Source organism: Fundidesulfovibrio sp. YSD1, assembly GCF_055397115.1.
The window spans coordinates 1,924,519-1,943,613 of the sequence record NZ_AP043666.1 but is presented as its reverse complement, the minus strand read 5'-3'; the positions used below and the strand labels follow the sequence as shown (position 1 = coordinate 1,943,613).

Here is a 19,095-nt window from a genome sequence, read left to right as displayed (position 1 = left end):
GGCCGTCTCATGCGCGCCACTCACCGGGAAGCCCTCGGCCTGTGCCTGGGCGCCTCTTCCATCGGGCTGGTCCGCGTCCGCGCGGAAGCCTCCGGCGTCTCCGTCGTCAGGGCGGTGAATCTGCCCCACGGCGGCGACCCCCCGGGCGCGCTCGAAGCCCTTCTCGCGGCCGAGCCGGGCTGGCGCGGCCTCCCGGCCTGCGCCACGGGGCGCAAGCTCAGGAACATCGTCACCTTCCCTTCCATTTCCGAACCCGAGGCCGTGGAACTGGCCGCGGCCCATGAACTCGGCCCGGCCCCCGCCCGGGCGGCCGTGCTCTGCGCCGGGGGCGAGACGTTCATGGCCTACGGCCTGGACACGAACGCGCGCGTGCGCGAAATCCGTTCCGGGGGCAAGTGCGCCTCGGGCACCGGGGAGTTCCTCGCGCAGCAGCTCGGGCGCATGGGCCTGGGCGTGGGGGAGCTCTCCTCCATGGACGCGCTGGCCGAGCCCTACGCCGTGTCCGGGCGCTGCTCGGTTTTCTGCAAGTCCGACTGCACGCACGCGCTGAACAAGGGCGCGCCGAAGCAGTCGGTGGTGGCCGGGCTCGGGGCCATGATGGCCGGGAAGTGCCTGGAGCTTTTGCACGGGCTCGAGCGCGAGGCCCTGCTGCTGGTGGGCGGGTGCGCGGCCAACCCGTACCTGACGCGCTTTCTCGCCAGCAAGGCCCCGGAGCTGCGCATCCCCGTTTCCGCCCCCTGGTTCGAGGCCCTGGGAGCGGCCCTTTGGGCCCTGGAGCACGCGCCCGCGCCGCTTGGCGACGGCCCCCTCTTCACTCCCCGCCCGCCCGTGTTCTCAATGCTCGGGCCGCTTTCCGGCAGCCTGCCGCTCGTGGAGTTCAAGGAGCACCCGCGCGGCCGGGCCGAGCCCGGCGACGAGGTGTTGGTGGGCCTGGACGTGGGCTCCACCACCACCAAGGGCGTGGTGGTGCGCCGCTCGGACAAGGCCGTGCTGGCCGGGGAATACCTGCGCACCGAGGGCGACCCGGTGGGCGCGTCGCGCAGGGTCTACGCGAGCCTGGCCGCGCAGCTCGGGGCCGGGGTGAGCGTCACGGGGCTCGGGGTCACGGGCTCGGGCCGGGCCATAGCGGCGCTGCACGCGCACGCCACGGCGGCGATCAACGAGATCGTGGCCCACGCGGCCGCGGCCGCGCACTACGACCCCCAGGTGGACACCATCTTCGAGATCGGCGGCCAGGACGCCAAGTACACCTTCCTCTCGGGCGGCCACCCCTGCGACTCGGCCATGAACGAGGCCTGCAGCGCGGGCACGGGGTCGTTTCTGGAGGAATCCGCCAGGGAATCCCTGGGCGTGGACACCCGGGACATCGCGGCCAAGGCCTTGGCCGCGCGCGCCACGCCCGACTTCAGCGACCAGTGCGCGGCCTTCATCGGCTCGGACATCACCGTGGCCGTGCAGGAGGGGCTGCCCCTCGAGGACATCCTGGCCGGGCTCGTGCGCTCGGTGTGCCTCAATTACGTCAGCCGCGTGAAGGGCAGCCGCCCCGTGGGCGAGCGGGTCTTCATGCAGGGCGGGGTCTGCTACAACCGCGCGGTCCCGGCGGCCATGGCCATGCTCACGGGCAAGCGCATCGTGGTGCCGCCAGAGCCCGGGCTCATGGGCGCGCTCGGCGTGGCCCTGGAGGTGGACAGGCGCATCCGCCTGGGGCTTCTTCCGGCCGGGCGCTTCGACCTGGACGCCCTGGCCGCGCGCGATGCCGCGCGGCGCGATTCCTTCATCTGCCGGGGCGGCCGGGGAGGGCAGAGGGGCTGCGATCGGGGCTGCGTGATCTCGCGCATCGAGGTGGGCGGCAAGGTCCATCCCTTCGGCGGCATCTGCAACCGCTTCGAGAACCTGCGCCAGGGTAGGGCACCGGACACGGCGGCCCTGGACCTGGTCCAGGCCAGGCAGCGCCGCGTCTTCCGCGACGCCGGGCCGCCCGGGCAGGGGAGCGCGGCCAGGCCCACGGTGGGCTTGTCGCGCTCCTACCTGGTGAACACGTACTTCCCGCTCTTCCGGGCCTTCTTCGACGAGCTCGGGTTCGACGTGGTCCTGCCCGACGGGCCGGACCCGGAGGGCGTGAACCGCATGGGGGCGGGGCTCTGCTATCCGGCCGAACTGGCGCACTGCTTCATGCAGTCGCTTATCGGCAAGCGCCCGGACGCCGTGTTCCTGCCGCAGGTTCGCGCCGTGCCCGCCGTGGGTGGCCAGGGCGCGTCGTGCACGTGCGTGCTGCTCCAGGGCGAGCCCTACTATTTGCGCGCGGCCTTCCCGGAACTTGACGCGCTGGGAGGCCGCCTGCTGACCCCGGCGCTGGACTTCGGCAAGGGCCTGAACGCGTCCGAGAAGGTCTTCCTCGGCGTGGCGCGCACGCTCGGAGCCGACGCCGTGTCCGCCCGCCGGGCCTTCCAGGCCGGGCTCAACGCCCAGATGCTCTTCCGGCGCGACCTGGCCCAGATGGGCCGCGAGGCCCTGCGCAGGCTCGGCGACGGCGTGATCGGGGTGGCGCTCTTCGGCAGGCCCTACAACGCCTTCGCGCCCGAGGCCAACAAGGCCGTGCCCGAGAAGCTGGCCACGCGCGGGGCTCTGGTCATCCCCTGCGACATGCTGGCCGCCGGGCTGGACGGGCCGGACGACTTCCCCATGTACTGGGGCATGGGCCGGACAATCCTGGCCGGAGCCCGGCGCGCGGCCGCCATGCCCGGGCTCTACGGCGCGTACGTGACCAACTTCTCCTGCGGGCCGGACTCCTTCCTGCTGGGCTACTTCCGCGAGGAGATGGGCGAGAAGCCGTCTCTTACCCTGGAGCTCGACAGCCACACGGCCGACGCCGGGCTGGAGACGCGCCTGGAGGCCTTCCTGGACATCGCGGACAACCACCGCCGGATGCGCGCGCCCGGCTCGCGCGCTGCGGCCGGGCCAGCCTTCCGCCCGGCGAGGGCCCAGGCCCGGGACGGGCGAGGCGGGATCGTCGGCTCGGACGGCGAGTGGCTCGCGCTGACGCACCCGCGCGTGAAGCTCCTGATCCCCAGCATGAACCCCTTCGCCAGCGTCCTGGCCGCATCCGCCCTCGAGTCCGCCGGGGTGCGCGCCCAGGCCCTGCCCCCGGCCACGCGCGACACGCTCCAGACCGGGCGGGGCAACTCCAGCTGCAAGGAGTGCCTGCCCCTGCAACTGACCATCGGCACGCTGCTCGATTACCTCGGGCGGCGTGAGCCGGGGGAGGTCACGGCCTATTTCATGCCCGGGGCGGACGGCCCGTGCCGCTTCGGCCAGTACGCGCAGTTCACGCAGCGGCTCGTCGAGCGCCTCGGAATCGAGGACGCGGCCGTGCTCTCGCCCAAGGCGGACAACGGCTACGCCGGGCTTTCGCCTAGGCTCACCCTGGCCGTGTGGCGCGGCATCGTGGCCGGGGACCTCTTCGACCAGGCGCGCGGCGCGCTCCTGGCCGCCGCCCGGGACCCGGAGGACGCCTTGTCGCTCCTGGATCGCTGCTTCCAGGACGTCTCGTCGGCCATGCGCCGCTCCTGGCGCGCGGGCCTGGCCGCCCTGCGCGCCTCGGCTTCGAGGCTCTCGGGGGTCGCGCTGCACACGCCCGTTAGGGAATTGCCCGCTCTGGCCCTGGTGGGGGAGATCTACGTGCGCCACGACCCCATCTCGCGCCAGGGCCTGGTGCGCCGCCTGGCGGCCAAGGGCTTCGTGGTGCGCACCGCGCCCGTGAGCGAATGGGTCTTCTACACCGACTGGCTCCAGAACCAGGGCATCACCCGGCCGGGCGGTTTCAAGGGGCGCGTCAAGCAGTGGTTCAAGAGGCGCGCCCACGCCCAGGCCCTGGAGGCCTTCGCGCCCTCCGGGCTCGCGGCCGCGCACGCCCCGGACACGGCCGAGATCGTGCGCGCCGGCTCGCCCCATGTCTCGCCCATGCTCACGGGCGAGGCCATCCTGACCATAGGCGCGGCCTTCCACGAGGTGCTCGCCCCGGCCTGCGGCGTGGTGGCCCTGGGCCCCTTCGGGTGCATGCCCACGCGCTTGGCCGAGGCCGTGCTCTCGCGGGTTTTCGATACGGACAACCTGGCCGCGCTCTACCCCGGCCGGGCGCGCGTGCTGCCCCCCGAAGCCCGGGGCAGGCTGCCGCTTCTCACGGTGGAGACCGACGGCAACCCCTTCCCGCAGCTCGTGGAGGCCAAGATCGAGGCCTTCTGCCTCCAGGCCGCGCGCCTGCACCGGGCCATGCGGGGCTGAGATCGCCCGCGCCGCCCGCCTTCGCACATGTTACAGAGGCCCGGCGCGGTGCCGTCACAATGCCCGCCAGGCCGCGCTTGCGCTTTGTTTCCGGAAATGTCACCGAATCGTGATATTGTCACCATGGCCCCGTCACCTGACCGTGATCTGAGGTTCCATCCGGAGGATATGGCCATGACAAAGGAAAGCGTGCTGATCGTCGAGGATGACGAGGACATCCTCCAGCTCCTCGAATACAACTTCCAGAACGCCGGGTTCGAGGTGGCCGTGGCCCGCGACGGCCTGGACGCCCTGAACAGGATCAGGCGCCAAAAGCCCGACCTGGTGCTTTTGGACATCATGCTGCCCGGGGCCGACGGCTTCGAAGTGTGCAAGAGCATCAAGCGCGACCCCAAGACCGCCCAGGTGCCCGTGATCATGCTCACGGCGCGCGGCGAGGAGGTGGACCGCATCGTGGGGTTGGAGCTGGGCGCGGACGACTACGTGGTCAAGCCTTTCAGCCCGCGCGAGCTGATCCTGCGCGTGCGCGCCGTGCTCAAGCGCCTGAGTCCGGGCGCCCCGGCGAAGCAGGTCATGCGCAAGGACGGCCTGAGCGTGGACCTGGACGCCCACAAGGCCCAGGCCCAGGGCGAGGAGATCGCGCTCACGGCCACCGAGTTCAAGCTCCTGGCCGAGCTCTTCAAGGGCCAGGGGCGCGTCCAGACCCGCGACCAGCTGCTCAACACCGTGTGGGGCTACGAATTCGAGGGCTACGCCCGCACAGTGGACACCCACGTGCGCAGGCTGCGCCAGAAGCTCGGCCCCTACTCCTCGCTCATCGAGACCGTGCGCGGGGTCGGCTACCGCTTCAAGGAATAAGGGCCCTGCACCATGGTCGATTTCGGCCTGCGCATCTTCCTCTCGCACGTCCTGGCCTGCGGCCTGGGGCTTCTGGCGCTCTGGCTGCTGCCCAAGGACGGCCTGGGCGTGACCATCGCCGCCGGGACCATGGCCGTGAGCGCCGGGCTCATGAGCTGGCTGATCACCAGGCGGCACGCGCGCTTCGTGCGCCAGTGCGCGTCCGTGCTCAAGGCCGTGGGCGACGGCGACTACGGCCGCAGGCTCTGGCCCGAATCCGGCCTGGCGCTGGAGGAGCTGGCCTCGAGCGTCAACGCCATGGCCAGCGGCATCGAGGGCCAGGTCAAGGCCCTGGAGGCCGAGAAGCTGCGCATCGAGACCGTGCTCGGCGGCATGCGCGAAGGGCTCATGGTCCTTGGAGTGGACGGCCGGATCGTCCTGGTGAACAAGGCAATGGAGGAGCTCTTCCCCGTGCTCGCGGGGGCCACGGGCAGGCTGCCCATCGAGGTGGTCTCCTGCCCGGAGCTCCAGACCGCGGCCGAGACCGTGCTCAACTGGCAGGACGACAGCCGCCCGGCCGTGGTCAGCGTGCAGATCGAACCCGGGCAGGACAGGTATTTCGACGTGAGCCTCGTGCGCCCGGCCCAGCGCGGGTCCGGGCTCGGGGCGGTGCTGGTCTTCCACGACCTCACGGAGTTCCGCAGGCTGGACAAGGTCCGGCGCGACTTCGTGGCCAACGTCTCCCACGAGCTGCGCACGCCCTTGACCTCCATCAAGGGCTACGCCGAGACGCTCCTTGGCGAGAAGCAGTTCCGCGACGGCCAGCCCAGGCGCTTCCTGGACGTGATCCTGAAAAACGCCAACCACATGTCCAAGATGGTGGACGAGCTCCTGAGCCTGGCGCGCATCGAGAACGACCGCCAGCCCGTGAAGAAGTCCCGCGTGAAGGCCTCCGAGAGCTTCCGGGCGGCCCTTCGCGAGTGCGCCACCCTGGCCCGCGAGCGAAGCGTGGCCGTGGAGAGCCTGCTGCCCGAGGACGGCCCCGAGGTCATGGCCGACTCCGGCCAGCTGACCCAGGTGCTGCGAAACCTCCTGGAAAACGCCATCAAGTACGGGCCGGAAGACTCGACCGTCACGGTATCGAACCGTCCGGGAAGCGCGGGCGTCACCATCTGCGTGGAAGATATGGGCCCGGGAGTGCCCGAGGCGGAGCGCCAGAGGGTCTTCGAGCGTTTCTACCGCGTGGACAGGCCGCGCATGAAGGGCGAGGGCGGCACGGGCCTGGGCCTGGCCATCGCCAAGCACATAGTCGAGCGCCACGGCGGGCGCATCTGGGTGGAACAGGCCCAGGGGCGCATGTCCGGGGCGGCGTTCTGTTTCAGCCTCCCCGAGGCCCAGTGAACGAGCATCATCACCCCAAGGACCGTAAATGACCATCCCCATCAAAATGTCCGCCAGGGAACTGGACTTCTACTACGGCGACTTCAAGGCCCTGCACTCCGTGACCCTGGACATCCAGACCAACCACGTCACGGCGCTCATCGGACCGTCGGGCTGCGGCAAGTCCACCTTCCTGCGCTGCCTGAACCGCATGAACGACCTGATCGACGTGGCCCGGGTCGAGGGAGAGCTGACCCTCGACGGCCAGGACATCTACGCGGGCGGCATCGACGTGGTCGAGTTGCGCCGCCGGGTGGGCATGGTCTTCCAGAAGCCCAACCCCTTCCCCAAGACCATCTTCGAGAACGTGGCCTACGGGCTTCGGGTCAACGGCATGAACGACAACGCCTTCATCGCCCGCCAGGTGGAAAAAAGCCTCAAGCAGGCCGCCCTGTGGGCCGAAGTGAAGGACCGCCTGCACACCAACGCCCTGGGCCTCTCCGGCGGCCAGCAGCAGCGCCTGTGCATCGCGCGCGCCCTGGCCGTGGAGCCCGAGGTGCTGCTCATGGACGAACCCGCCTCGGCCCTGGACCCCATCGCCACCCAGAAGATCGAGGAGCTCATCCACGAGCTGAAAAAGGCCCTGACCATCATCATCGTCACCCACTCCATGCAGCAGGCGGCCCGCGTCTCGGACATGACCGCGTTCTTCTACATGGGCAAGCTCATCGAGATGGACCAGACCGAGACCATCTTCACCCGTCCCGCCAACAAGCAGACGGAAGATTACATCACCGGCCGCTTCGGCTGATCCCCACGGGGGACCGGCGGGGCAGGATATCAGGAGGGGCAATGGACCCGCGTTTTCAGAAGGAATTGGAACAGCTCAAGGTCAAGGTGCTCCAGATGGCGGCCTACACCGACCGCGCACTGGAGAAAGCCCTGGCCGCGCTCGTGAACAGGGACATCGACCTGGCCAGGCTGGTCATCGACTCGGACAGCGAGATCAACGCCATGGAGTGCGAGGTGGACAACCTCTCGCTCAGGCTCCTGGCCCTGGACCAACCCGTGGCCATGGACCTTAGGTTCGTCGTGTCCTGCATGCGCATGGTCGTGGACCTGGAGCGCATCGGCGACGAGGCCGTGAACATCGCCGAGCAGGCCGTGCTCCTTTCCCAGACCCAGCCCGCGCCCGTGTTCAAGGATCTGGCCGCCCTGGGCGGGCAGGTGACCGAGATGTACCGCATGGCCGTGCAGGCCTTCCGCGACCAGGACTCGGAACTCGCGCGCAAGGTCTGCGCGGCCGACTCCCTGGCCGACGACCTGAACATGAAGGTGCTCAAGACCTGCATGGACATCGGCGGCGAGGACGCCTGCGTGGCCGGGCTGGACAAGGCCATCCGCACCGTGATGGTCTCGCGCTCCCTGGAGCGCGTGGGCGACCTCTCCACCAACATCGCCGAAGGGGCCATCTTCGTGGTCAAGGGCGTGTCCATCAAGCATCACTGCCAGCCTTTCTAGGATGCCTCCGGCGGCCGGGGGGAGTGCCTCCCCCCGGCCGCCGGAGGCGTCTTTCTCTTCCGTGCCTACCAGGGATTGAAGTTGCAGCTCTCCACGTAGCCGCGCTCCTTCATGCAGGCGCGGGTGGACTTGTTCACGCTGGCCTTGACCTCGGGGGTGTAGTGGTCCAGGCAGCCCTTGGAGTAGCAGTCCTGGTAGTCGGCCATGGCCGCTTCCCGGTCCGTCCCCTGCCGGGAGTAGGGGGGGCTGGCGCAGGCGGACAGCAGACAGGCCAGGGCGAGGGGCAAGGCGGCGCGGGCGAGGGTCATGGCGCAGGCTCCTTGGGCTTGGGGGCTCGGCTGATATTGTTAACGAATCGAAATACTTTCCCGAAACGTACCACCGTCGCCAATATTATGGCAACGCAAGGCGAGCGTCAATGACATGCCTGAACTGATACGTTGACCTTAGGCTCTCGCGGGCCTAAGAAACGGCTAACATCGCATCCCGGAGAACGTCATGAAAATCCTGCGCGCACCGCGCATCGAACGCTGCATCGGCTGCCAGTCCTGTTCGCTGGCCTGCGCCCGGCTGGTGCACCAGCGCATCTCCTGGTCCACGGCCGGAGTGCGCATCGTGTCTTCCGGCGGGATATCCACGGGCTTCGAGGCCAAGCTCTGCCTGGCCTGCTACCCCGCGCCCTGCGCCATGGCCTGCCCCACCGGGGCCTACACCCAGCGCAAGGGCGGCGGCGTGAAGGTGGACAAGAGCCTGTGCATCCGCTGCGGCGAATGCGCCAAGGCCTGCCCCGTGGACGCCATCTACATCGAGCCCGAGTCCAACCTGCCCTACGTGTGCATCCACTGCGGCCGCTGCGTGGCCTTCTGCCCGCTGGACTGCCTGGCCCTGGTGGACTCGCCCCACGAAGAACCCCGGCCAGAAGCCGGGGCCGCATCCACGGAGGCCAGCGATGCAGCCGGTTGACCATAGCTTCCGCGTGCTGGTCGCGGACCTTTCCACGGGCAGGGGCGAATACCGCCGCTTCGGCGACAAGCGCGAGATGCTGGGCGGTTCCGGCCTGGCGGCCGCGCTCTACGGCGAGTTCGGCCGGCCGGAGCTTCCGGCCCTGGCCCCGGAGCAGCCGCTCATCTTCGCCATCGGGCCGCTCACGGGCTGCTTTCCCATGATGAGCAAGACCGTGTGCGGGTTCAAGTCGCCCTACAACGAGCGCTTCGCCGAGTCCCACGCGGGCGGCAGGCTCGCGCTGTCCATGCGCTTCGCGCACATCGACGCGCTGGTGGTGGTGGGCCGCGCCCCGGTGCTCTCGAGCCTGTCGGCGGGCATCCGGCAGTTCGAGGTCAGGGACGTGCATTATCTGAAGGGCCTGGACGTGTTCACCACGGGCAAGATGCTGCGCAAGATGCGCTCGAGCGGCGCGGGCCACCGCAGCATCCTGCGCATCGGCCCGGCGGGCGAGACGCTCTCGGCCTTCGCCTGCATCAACGTGGACTCCTACCGCCACTTCGGCCGCCTGGGCGCGGGCGCGGTGATGGGGTCCAAGAACCTGAAGGCCATCCTGGTGGAGGGGGCCTCGGCCATGCCCGCCCCCGAGGGCAAGGCCTTCGCGGCCCTGTACAAGGACATCCATCTCAAGCTGACCACCACCGAGATGATGACCAAGTACCACGACCTGGGCACGGCCCAGAACATGGCCGTGATGAACAAGCTGCGCGCCCTGCCCTGGCGCAACATGCAGACCACCCACGACGACTCGCTCATCGACAACATCTCCGGCGAGACCTTCGCCCGGGAGCTTCTGCTGCGAAAGACCGCCTGCACGGGCTGCCCCGTGGGTTGCATCCACGTGGGGCTTCTGCGCGAGCAGTTCGCCAAGCACAACGACGTGCTCTACCGCCAGGTGGCCTACGACCACGAGCCCGTGTTCGCCACCGGGTCCATGCTCGGCATGACCAACGCCTCGGACGTGCTGGCCGTGCTCGACGAGATCGAGCGCCAGGGCCTGGACGCCATCTCCGGCGGGGTGTCCCTGGCCTGGGCCACCGAGGCCTTCGAGAAGGGGGCCGTGACCGAGGCCGAGACGCTCACGTCGCTCAAGTTCGGCGACGCTCAAGCCTACCGCGTGGCGCTCACGCACCTGGGCACGCCGCCCAACGAGTTCTACCGCCTGCTGGCCCAGGGGACCATGGTCGCGGCCGAACGCTACAAGGGCCAGGACTACGCCTGCGTGCTCGGCCAGGAGATGGCGGGCTACGCCACGGGCGAGGTGTTCTTCGTGTCCCAGGCCATGGGGCTCAGGCACTCGCACCTGGACAGCGCGGGCTACTCCTACGACCAGAAATCCCAGGACAAGGACGTGGCCAAGGCCGTGAAGTTCATGGTGGACGACGAGCGCCAGCGTTGCGCCCTGACCAGCATGGTGGCCTGCCTGTTCGCGCGCTCGGCCTACGACGAGGAGTCCCTGGCCAAGGCCCTGGACGTGATGGGCTATTCGGAAGTGGCGGCGAGCCTCGGCGAGGCGGCCGGGAAGGTGCAGAAGCTGCGCTGGAAGACCAAGTTCGCCACCGGCTTCGACCCGGACGAAGTGAAGATCCCCAAGCGCTACCTGGAAGTGGTCACCTGGAAGGGCCCCATCGACGCGGCCTACCTGGAGGAGCTCAAGCAGGCCTACGCCACGGTCATCAGGGAGATGGCGGTTTAGGGGAGGGAAGAGTCAAGACGCCTCCGGCGGCCAGGGGGAGAAGCCTCCCCCTGGCCCCGGCTTTCCGCTTCGCGCCGTGGAGCGGAAAGCCGGACCCTGATGCGTCTTTTGCTTGCAACGTGTCGGTTTTCCAGCGTATCGGGGAATCAGGCGCTGGAAAGTGTCGGAGTGTTGGCGTAACGCTCTGAAATAATTGGATCGGCATGCCAATTGCTTTTGTCGTGGCAGTGATCAACCTCAAGGACGAGGGTGCGACCATGACAGTGCGGCTGATTCCTCTTCTCTGCCTGCTTTTCCTGGCCGGATGCGGCGGGGCCTCCTACGACGCCCGGAGCAACAGGCCGGTGTCCGGCAACCTCGAGCCCGAGATCACGGAGCTCGACGCCCTGAAAAACAGCAGGGGCCGCCCGCTGACCCCGGTCGAGCGCCAGGCCCTCGATTCCAAGGCCGGGATCTCCTTCAACCTCACCGACGAGGAGACCAGGGAAGTCACCCTGTTCTTCCAGTATTTCACCCGCGACAAGCGCGACACCGTGCAGCGCTGGATGCTGCGCAGCGAGCCGCACCTGGAGTACGTGCGCGCCGTGCTGGCCAGCCACCGCATCCCCCAGGACCTGCTGGCCCTGCCCTACATCGAGTCCGGCTACAACAACCTGGCCGTGTCGCGCTCCGGCGCGGTGGGCATGTGGCAGTTCATGCCCGCCACGGCGCAGCGCTTCGGCCTGACCGTGGACTGGTGGCTGGACGAGCGCCGCGACCCCTACCTGGCCACCGTGGCCGCCGCGCGCTACCTCAAGACCCTGCACAAGCAGTTCGGCGACTGGCAGCTGGCCCTGGCCGCCTACAACGCGGGCGAGGGCACCATCTCCCGGGCCATGAACTCCACGGGCAAGCAGTCCTTCGTCGCGCTGGCCAACTCGGCCGCCCCCATCAAGGAGGAGACGCGCCACTACGTGCCCAAGTTCCTGGCCATGCTCAAGGTGACCAAGAACGCCAAGCGCCTGGGCTTCGACGAGCCAGACATGCGCGGCTCCAAGGACCTGACCGGCGTGCGCATCCCCCCGGGCACGGACCTGGCCGGGCTGGCCAGCCACCTGGGCCTCTCCTGGGAGCAGTTCCACGCCATCAACCCGGCCTACCGCCGCCAGGTGAGCCCGCCGGACCGCACCACCTCGGCCTGGGTGCCCAAGCGCATGGCCCAGGCCGCCACGGCCTACGCCGCGAACCCGTCCAAGGCCGGAAGCGCGGCCATGCGGCTGGCGCGCGGCGGCGAGACCTGGTGGAGCCTCTCGCGCGAGACCGGCGTGCCCGCCACCGCCCTGCGCGAGGCCAACAAGGGCGCGGACGCCCCCGCCCCGGGAAGGGCCTACTGCATCCCTCTGGCCGCCTGCTCCCTGGACGGCGGCATGGCCTACGAGCCCGCCGCGCCCGGCCGCGCCTCCTCGGGCACGGCGGTGGCCGCGCGCTCCAAGTCGCAGCCCGTCTCGGTCACCCCGGCCTCGGCCCAGCCCACGCTCTACGTGGTGCGCAAGGGCGACACCATTGAGTCCGTGGCGCGCAAGACCGGCGTGGGCGTGCAGGAGCTCATAAGCTTCAACCAGGCCAATCCCAAGGAAGCCCTGACCCCCGGCACGCCGCTGCTCATCCCGGCGGCGGGCCAGCCCGCGGCCACGGTGCGCGCCGCCAACGACCAGCCGAGAGCCGCTGAGGCTCCGGCTGAAGACAAGACCGAGCTGAACCCGGCCCCGCGCTACAAGATCATCAAGCGCAGCGGGACCTAGGGCGGGAATCGTTCGCTTGACGCAAAAAGCCCCGGGCAGGCGACGCCCGGGGCTTTTTGCGTTCCATGCGGCTTGGCTGGCCTCCCAAGGTGGGGCGAGGACGCCCGTGCCGGCTCAACGCGTTGCGTCCGCCCAGTTCTCCTCCACCCATTTTGCCACGGTCTGCCCGGCCACCCGGTTGCCCTCCACGCTCCAGTGCGTCTCCAGGGGGTAATAGAGCGCGGCCCCATGGCTCGCGGCCTCCCGCAGGGCCGGTGTCAGGTCCAGCACGGGCGCGTCCGGGGCGCTTGCCGCCAGGCGCTCCCGCACGAGCCTTGCCGGCTGCTCCAGGTCGAACCCGGCCGGGTCGCGCCCCAGGCGTTCGGCTGCCCGGGCCAGGAGCGCCGGGTCCAACTGGACCTGGGCGGGCGAGAGCAGCACCAGCACCCGCGTTCCCCCGGCCCTTGCCTGGGCCAGGGCCGCGCCCAGGGCGTCCACGTCCCCGAGGCCCTTTTCCAGGAGCGGCAGGGCCGCCGGGTCGCAGGCCTCCAGGTGGCGGCCCGCCACGCGCAGCCAGTCCGCCTCGCTCATGGGGCCGAGCGCGTGGGTGTAGGGCTCGGGCACGTCGCGCAGCACGAACTGCCCTTCCGTGAAATAGAGGTAGTAGGCGTAGGCGAAGTCCATCATGCGCAGCGGGAACTTGCGCGGCACGTGGCGCATGCGCTTGCGCCCGGTCTGCACGTCCACGAAGTTGGCCCCGAGGGTGCGGTTGACCACGCCGTCGTCGGGGATTTCCCGCCGCGCGGCCTCGGAGAGGTCGTTGCCCAAAAAGACGTTCACGATCACGGCGTCGTGTGCGATCTGGGGCGTCCAGTTGCGCATGGAGGCCGCGTACTGGAGAAACGACGAGCTGGGCTCGCCCAGGTTGACCACCCTGGCGGGCCGTCCCGGGCGGGAGAGCAGTTCCTGGGCCACGCCGTTGTAGGAGGCCGGGAACCTGACGATGGAGTGGCAGAAGGAGTCGCCGAAGCTCAGGATGCGAAGCTCATTCGGCGGCTTGGCCCTGGGCACGGAGGTGTCGTTGTAGTTCAGGCCCTGCAGGTCCGCCACGGGGCCGTCCAGCCGGTAGGAGGCGGTGAACGCGCGCGATTCGTAGAAGCGGAACGCCAAGTCTGCCAGGATCAGGCTGACGGCGCTGACGCCCAGCAGGAGCAAGAGGCTTGCGGGTCTCGGTTTCATAGGGGGGCGTCCTGTTAGCCCCCGAAACGAGCAGGCACCCGCTTGGTACCACGATGTCCCGCGGCTGCAAATAGTCAGATTCCCGGAGGAAGCGGCTCAGGCCATCAGGGCCTCGGCCAGGCTCCGGGCGTGCGCGGTCAGGGCCTCGAAGGAGCGCGCGCACACGGCCAGCCTGCGCGAGGCGAATTCGTCCGAAAGGATGATGCGCCGTATGTTCGCGGCCTCGGGGCTTCGAAGCGCGGCCGTGAGCGGCACGGCCCCGACCCCGGCGTTCATCCCGGCGAGAAGGCACACGGCCTCGAAGGTGCGCACGCGCACCCGGCAGCGGAAGCGTTTCCCGGCCTGGGCCGCGTGGTGCTCCAGGTGCTTTTGCAGGGCGCTGTCCTCGCTCAAGCAGACGAAGGGGTGGTCCAGGGCGGCGGCGAAGCTCACGGAGCGCCTGCCCGCCAGGGGGTGCCCTGCTCCGGCCACGAGCACGATGCGGTCCGCCCGGAAGGGCGCGGCCTCGAACCCCGGGGGCGCTGCCGCGTCCGTGAGCACGCCGATGTCCGCCTCGCCCCTGCGCAGGGCCTGGGCGATCTCGCGGCTGGGGCGCTCGCGCAACTCCACGTCCACCTCGGGGTGGCGGGCCAGGAAGGAGCCAAGCGGCGCGGGCAGGTGCTCGGTGAGGGCGGCGGTGTTGCACCACAGGCGCACGCTGCCGCGAAGGCCCCCGGCGAAGCGGCCGAGCTCCGCGCGCAGGCGCTCCACCTGGCTGGTGACGGCCCTGGCGTGGCGGATCAGCTCGCGCCCGGCCGCCGTGGGCTCCACTCCCCGGCGGGCGCGGGTGAAGAGCTGCGCGCCGAGGGAATCCTCCAGGGCCAGGATGCGCGCGCTGGCCGAGGCCAGGGACAGGTGCGCCCGGGCCGCCCCGGCGGTGATGCTGCCAGCCTCGGCCACGTGCAGAAATAGGTTCAGGTCGGTGAGGTCGAAGCTCATGGCCTGGCCTCCTTGGAGGGCTGTTTCCCGAGGCATAGCGCAGGCGTTGGCGGAAGCAAACAACCTTCGTCCTGGCCTGAGGCTGGCTCGGGAAATGGCGCATTTCCGGAAAGGCCCGAATGGTTCATGGACCTGCCATGGAACACGCACCACTCCTGTTTTCCGCCGGGCTCCTGGCCGGGGCCATGAACGCGGCCGCCGGGGGCGGCTCCTTCGTCACCCTGCCCGCGCTTCTCGGGACGGGGCTCTCGCCCGTGACGGCCAACGCCTCCAGCACCGTGGCCCTCTTCCCGGGCAGCCTGACCAGCGCGTGGGCCTTCCGGCGCGACTTCGCGCCCCTGGCCAGGGTCGGGCTCGGCAGGCTCGCGGCCGTGAGCGTGGCGGGCGGCATCGCCGGGGCGCTCCTGCTGTTGGCGACGCCCCAGGAGGCCTTCCTGGCCGCCGTGCCCTGGCTCATGCTGGCCGGGTCCCTGGCGTTCGCCTTCGGGCGCGGGCTGGGGGAGGCGCTCGGGCGCGGCTTCAGGATCGGCGTGGGCGCGGTGCTGTGCTGCCAGTTCGGCCTGGGCGTGTACGGGGGCTATTTCGGCGGGGCCGTTGGGCTCATGATGATGGCCGTGTGGAGCCTTCTCGGGGCGTCGGACATCAAGGCCATGAACGCGGCCAAGGCGCTCCTGGTGGGCGCGGCCAACTCCGTGGCCGTGGCCTGCTTCGTGGGGGCGGGCGTGGTCAGCTGGCCGCAGACGCTGGTGATGCTGGGCGCGGCCGCGCTCGGCGGCTACGCGGGCGCGCGTGTGGCCAGGGCGCTTCCGGCGCGTGTGGTCAGGCAGGGAATCGCGGCCTGCAACTTCGTCATGACCGGGCTGGTCTTCTGGCGGGCCTTCGGGTGATCCTCCCGCCGCTCAAATTCCAAGCGCCCGGGCCAGCAGGGCGCGCGCCTCGTCCATGGGCAGGTCGAGGCCGGTCCAGAGCCGAAACTGCGCCGCGCCCTGGCCCGCGAACATCTCCAGGCCGTCGATCGTCGCGGCCCCGGCCGCCCGGGCCTGCCTGAGGAAGAGCGTGTCCAGCGGGTTGTAGACCAGGTCGTAGGCGGTCTGCCCGGAAGTCCAGCACCCTTCGGGCATGGGCGAGGCGTCCCGGGCCTTGCCCGTCATGCCCAGCGGCGTGCAGTTGACGACCAGTTCCGCGTCCACGGTGTCGCGCCGGTCCCAGGCCACGGCGTTGACGCCGAAGCGCCCGGCCAGGGCCTGGGCGCGCCCGAAATCGCGGTTGGACACGGTCACGTCCGCCACCCCGAGATCTCCCAGGCCTGCCAGCACCGCCTTGGAGGCGCCTCCGGCTCCGAGCAGCAACGCGGAGCCGGGGGCGCGTTCGAGCTTCAGAAGCGGTGCGAGGAATCCTTCCACGTCCGTGTTGTGGCCCATGAGCCGCCCGTCCCGCCAGAAGAGCGTGTTCACCGCGCCCGCGCGCTCGGCCAGGGGCGTGAGCCCGTCCAGGAAGGGGATGACCGCCTCCTTGTGCGGGATGGTCACGCAGAGCCCGGACACGGGCAGGGCGCGCACGGCCCGGACGAACTCCTCCAGGCGCTCCGGCGGGGTGGGGAAGGCCGTGAACGCGGCCGCCACGCCCAGGCGCTCGAAGCCCCAGTTGTGCAGGAGCGGGGAGAGGGTCTGGGCCAGGGGGTGGCCGATGATGCCGTAGATCTTGTCCGGGATTCGCGGGTGAGTCATGGGGTGGTCCGTCGTGATTCGTTGTCGTGGGCCACGAAAAAGGGGGGCCGTGGGCCCCCCGTCGCGGTCATGCGGCGTCGAAACCCGCCTGGAGGGCTTCGGCGTTCTTGGGTATCAGGTGGCTGTAGTGCCCGGGGATAACGTGCCCCAGGGCCTCCTTGAGCCTGTCCAGGGGGATGGCCCCCGAGGCCTTGGCGTAGGCCCCAAGGGCGACCATGTTCACCATGCGCGCGTTGCCCACCTTCTCGGCGATCTCGTTGCAGGGCACGGCCACGGCCGTGAGCCTGGCCGCGTCGGCCAGGGAGGCGTCGCACAGCGAGGAGTTGACCACCACGAGCCCGCCGTCCTGCACCCGGGGCTGGAACTTCTCGAGCGACGGGCGGTTCAGGGCGATGACGCCCACGGGCCTCTGGATGATGGGCGAGCCGATGTCGTCGTCGGAGAGGACAACGGTGCAGTTGGCCGTGCCGCCGCGCATCTCGGGGCCGTACACGGGCATGAAGGTGACGTGCAGGCCGTGCTCCATGGCGGCGTAGGCCAGCAGGGTTCCGGCCAGCACCACGCCCTGTCCGCCGAATCCGGCGATGATGACGTCCGCGTACATCTAGCAGGCTCCGGATTGTTTGAGGTCCTTGAACACGCCCAGGGGGAAGGTGGGGATCAGCTCCGAGCCTATGCGCTCGTTGGCCTGGATGGGCGTCATCTTCCAGTTGGTGGGGCAGGTGGCCAGGATTTCCACGAAGCCCATGCCCCGGTTCTTGAGCTGCGCCTCGAAGGCGTGGCGCACGGCCTTCTTAGCCTGGGCGATGTGCTTGACGTTGTTCAAGGCCACGCGCGCGGAATAGGCCACCCCGGGCAGCGCGGCCATGATCTCGGCCATGTGGAAGGGCACGCCCTCGGTGGCGGCGCAGCGCCCGGCCGGGCTGGTGGTGGTCTTCTGGCCCACCAGGGTGGTGGGGGCCATCTGGCCGCCGGTCATGCCGTAGACCGTGTTGTTCACGAACACGATGGTGATGCGTTCGCCCCGGTTGGCCGCGTGCATGATCTCGGCCATGCCGATGGAGGCCAAATCGCCGTCGCCCTGGTAGGTGAAGACCACCTTGTCCGGGCAGACGCGCTTGAGCCCCGTGGCCGTGGCCGGAGCCCGCCCGTGCGGGGCCTCCACGGCGTCGAAGAGCAGATAGTTGTAAAGGAGCACCGAGCAGCCGATGGAGGTGACCATCAGGGTGTCGCCCGCCAGGTTCTGGGAGTCGATGTATTCGGCCACGAGGCGGTGGGCCACGCCGTGTTGGCAGCCCGGGCAGTAGTGGGTGGGCACGTCGGCCACGGAGGGCGTGCGCTCGAAAACGACGGTCTCGCTCATAAGGCTTCTCCCGCATGGGCGCGCTCGATGGCGGCCTCGAACTCGTCCGGGGTGGGCAGGTTGCCGGGCAGGGCCCCGAAGAAGCCGGAGTCGCCCAGGCCGCGAATGGCCAGGCGGACGTCGTCCACCATCTGGCCCATGTTGTGCTCAACGGTCAGGAAGCGCTTGCCCGAATAGGCCAGGTCGCGCAGGGCCTGCTCCGGGAAGGGGTAGAGGGTCACGGGTCTGAAAAGCCCGACCTTGAGCCCCTTGGCGCGCAGCTTGCGCACCGAGGATTTGACGATGCGCGCGGTGGAGCCGAAGGCCACGGCCACGAGTTCGGCGTCCTCGGTCATGAACTCCTCGGCGCGCGCCAGCGGCTGCATGTCGCGGTATTTTTCCTGGAGGCGCTTGTTCACGGCCGCGAGCATCCCTTCCGCCAGGTGCAGCGAGCGCAGGATGCGCCTGGGACGGCCCTTGGCCCCGGTGAGCCGCCAGTCCTCGCCCTCCTGGGGGTCGAGGGCCACGGCGGGCTTGCGCGAAATGGGCTCCTTCATCTGGCCCAGAATGGCGTCGCCCACGATGAGCACCGGGGTGCGGTAGCGGAAGGCCCAGTCAAAGGCCTCGCGGGTCAGGTCGTAGGCTTCCTGGCAGGTGGCCGGGGCCAGGCAGGGGGTGCGGTAGTCGCCGTGGCCGCCGCCCCGGGTGGACTGGTAGTAGTCGCCCTGGGCGGTGTTGATGTCGCCCAGGCCCGGGCCGCCGCGCATCATGTTCACCACCACGCAGGGGGTCTCGCTGCCCGCCATGTAGGAGAGCGACTCCTGCATGAGCGACACGCCGGGGCTCGACGAGCTGGTCATGGCCCGCACGCCCGAGGCGGCCGCGCCCAGCACCATGTTGATGGCCGCCACCTCGCTCTCGGCCTGGACGAACGCGCCCCCGGCCTCGGGCAGGTGCTGGCTCATGAACTCGGGGATCTCGTTCTGGGGCGTGATGGGGTAGCCGAAGTATCCCTTGAGGCCCGCGTCGATGGCGCCCATGGCCACGGCCTCGTTGCCTTTGACGAAGATGCGTCCGTCAGCCATTGGCGGCCTCCTTGGACTTGCGCGTGCGCAGGACCACGATGGCGAGGTCCGGGCACATCTGGGCGCAGGCCGTGCAGCCCGTGCACTTGGCCGCGAGCTCGGGGTCGGCCTCGGCGACCTTGTACCCCTGGGGGTTCATTCGTTTGGATTGCCGGAGGATCTTTTCCGGGCAGACGACCGTGCAGAGCAGGCAGCCTTTGCAGCGCCCCTCGTCCAAGACTATTCGCGACATATGAGGATGGTCTCC

General features: G+C 69.9%; 17 protein-coding genes. 9 read left to right on the top strand and 8 right to left on the bottom strand.

Going from position 1 to position 19,095, the window contains the following annotated elements:
• The first annotated feature begins 9 nt into the window (after window positions 1–9).
• From ACZ5V4_RS09055 to phoU, 5 genes are all read left to right on the top strand, one after another.
• Window positions 10–4,281, top strand: coding sequence for a BadF/BadG/BcrA/BcrD ATPase family protein (locus tag ACZ5V4_RS09055; protein ID WP_464314524.1), 4,272 nt, complete (start codon window positions 10–12; stop codon window positions 4,279–4,281).
• A gap of 174 nt (window positions 4,282–4,455) precedes the next feature.
• Window positions 4,456–5,139 (top strand): response regulator, encoded by a 684-nt coding sequence (locus tag ACZ5V4_RS09050; protein ID WP_464314523.1) that lies wholly within the window; start codon window positions 4,456–4,458, stop codon window positions 5,137–5,139.
• Between the two features lie 12 nt (window positions 5,140–5,151).
• Window positions 5,152–6,519: a sensor histidine kinase gene (locus tag ACZ5V4_RS09045; RefSeq protein WP_464314522.1), complete on the top strand. Its 1,368-nt coding sequence runs from the start codon at window positions 5,152–5,154 to the stop codon at window positions 6,517–6,519.
• Window positions 6,520–6,547: 28 nt separating this feature from the next.
• Complete coding sequence (gene pstB / locus ACZ5V4_RS09040; RefSeq protein WP_464314521.1) at window positions 6,548–7,309, top strand: phosphate ABC transporter ATP-binding protein PstB; 762 nt, start codon at window positions 6,548–6,550, stop codon at window positions 7,307–7,309.
• Between the two features lie 41 nt (window positions 7,310–7,350).
• Window positions 7,351–8,019 (top strand): phosphate signaling complex protein PhoU, encoded by a 669-nt coding sequence (gene phoU / locus ACZ5V4_RS09035; protein ID WP_464314520.1) that lies wholly within the window; start codon window positions 7,351–7,353, stop codon window positions 8,017–8,019.
• Window positions 8,020–8,084: 65 nt separating this feature from the next.
• Here phoU and ACZ5V4_RS09030 read toward each other — a convergent pair whose 3' ends face one another.
• Window positions 8,085–8,327 carry a hypothetical protein gene (locus tag ACZ5V4_RS09030; RefSeq protein ID WP_464314519.1) on the bottom strand — a complete coding sequence of 81 codons (243 nt, stop codon included), beginning with the start codon at window positions 8,325–8,327 and terminating at the stop codon, window positions 8,085–8,087.
• 190 nt (window positions 8,328–8,517) lie between these two features.
• Here ACZ5V4_RS09030 and ACZ5V4_RS09025 point away from each other — a divergent pair, with 190 nt between their 5' ends.
• The 3 genes from ACZ5V4_RS09025 to ACZ5V4_RS09015 all read left to right on the top strand — a co-directional run bounded on the left by ACZ5V4_RS09025 (window position 8,518) and on the right by ACZ5V4_RS09015 (window position 12,498).
• A complete protein-coding gene (locus tag ACZ5V4_RS09025; protein WP_464314518.1) occupies window positions 8,518–8,982 on the top strand; it encodes a 4Fe-4S binding protein in 465 nt (154 codons plus the stop codon).
• Window positions 8,969–10,717 (top strand): aldehyde ferredoxin oxidoreductase N-terminal domain-containing protein, encoded by a 1,749-nt coding sequence (locus tag ACZ5V4_RS09020; RefSeq protein ID WP_464314517.1) that lies wholly within the window; start codon window positions 8,969–8,971, stop codon window positions 10,715–10,717. The genes ACZ5V4_RS09025 and ACZ5V4_RS09020 overlap by 14 nt, the downstream gene beginning before the upstream one ends.
• 257 nt (window positions 10,718–10,974) lie before the next feature.
• A complete protein-coding gene (locus ACZ5V4_RS09015) occupies window positions 10,975–12,498 on the top strand; it encodes a lytic transglycosylase domain-containing protein (RefSeq protein ID WP_464314516.1) in 1,524 nt (507 codons plus the stop codon).
• A 114-nt stretch (window positions 12,499–12,612) separates the two neighbouring features.
• On the opposite strand, the gene ACZ5V4_RS09010 is transcribed toward ACZ5V4_RS09015, so the two are convergent.
• A complete protein-coding gene (locus tag ACZ5V4_RS09010; RefSeq protein WP_464314515.1) occupies window positions 12,613–13,716 on the bottom strand; it encodes an alginate O-acetyltransferase AlgX-related protein in 1,104 nt (367 codons plus the stop codon).
• A gap of 96 nt (window positions 13,717–13,812) precedes the next feature.
• Window positions 13,813–14,694 carry a LysR substrate-binding domain-containing protein gene (locus ACZ5V4_RS09005; protein WP_464314514.1) on the bottom strand — a complete coding sequence of 294 codons (882 nt, stop codon included), beginning with the start codon at window positions 14,692–14,694 and terminating at the stop codon, window positions 13,813–13,815.
• Window positions 14,695–14,831: 137 nt separating this feature from the next.
• On the opposite strand from ACZ5V4_RS09005, the gene ACZ5V4_RS09000 reads away from it, so the two are divergent.
• Window positions 14,832–15,581 (top strand): sulfite exporter TauE/SafE family protein, encoded by a 750-nt coding sequence (locus tag ACZ5V4_RS09000; protein WP_464314513.1) that lies wholly within the window; start codon window positions 14,832–14,834, stop codon window positions 15,579–15,581.
• Window positions 15,582–15,593: 12 nt separating this feature from the next.
• On the opposite strand, the gene aroE is transcribed toward ACZ5V4_RS09000, so the two are convergent.
• The 5 genes from aroE to ACZ5V4_RS08975 all read right to left on the bottom strand — a co-directional run bounded on the left by aroE (window position 15,594) and on the right by ACZ5V4_RS08975 (window position 19,080).
• Window positions 15,594–16,421 (bottom strand): shikimate dehydrogenase, encoded by an 828-nt coding sequence (gene aroE, locus ACZ5V4_RS08995; RefSeq protein ID WP_464314512.1) that lies wholly within the window; start codon window positions 16,419–16,421, stop codon window positions 15,594–15,596.
• Between the two features lie 67 nt (window positions 16,422–16,488).
• Window positions 16,489–17,025: a 2-oxoacid:acceptor oxidoreductase family protein gene (locus tag ACZ5V4_RS08990; RefSeq protein ID WP_464314511.1), complete on the bottom strand. Its 537-nt coding sequence runs from the start codon at window positions 17,023–17,025 to the stop codon at window positions 16,489–16,491.
• Window positions 17,026–17,784 carry a thiamine pyrophosphate-dependent enzyme gene (locus tag ACZ5V4_RS08985; RefSeq protein WP_464314510.1) on the bottom strand — a complete coding sequence of 253 codons (759 nt, stop codon included), beginning with the start codon at window positions 17,782–17,784 and terminating at the stop codon, window positions 17,026–17,028.
• Window positions 17,781–18,848 (bottom strand): 3-methyl-2-oxobutanoate dehydrogenase subunit VorB, encoded by a 1,068-nt coding sequence (locus ACZ5V4_RS08980; protein WP_464314509.1) that lies wholly within the window; start codon window positions 18,846–18,848, stop codon window positions 17,781–17,783. Before ACZ5V4_RS08980 ends, ACZ5V4_RS08985 begins: the two co-directional genes overlap by 4 nt.
• Window positions 18,841–19,080: a 4Fe-4S dicluster domain-containing protein gene (locus tag ACZ5V4_RS08975; protein WP_464314508.1), complete on the bottom strand. Its 240-nt coding sequence runs from the start codon at window positions 19,078–19,080 to the stop codon at window positions 18,841–18,843. The genes ACZ5V4_RS08980 and ACZ5V4_RS08975 overlap by 8 nt, the downstream gene beginning before the upstream one ends.
• Between the last annotated feature and the right edge of the window lie 15 nt (window positions 19,081–19,095).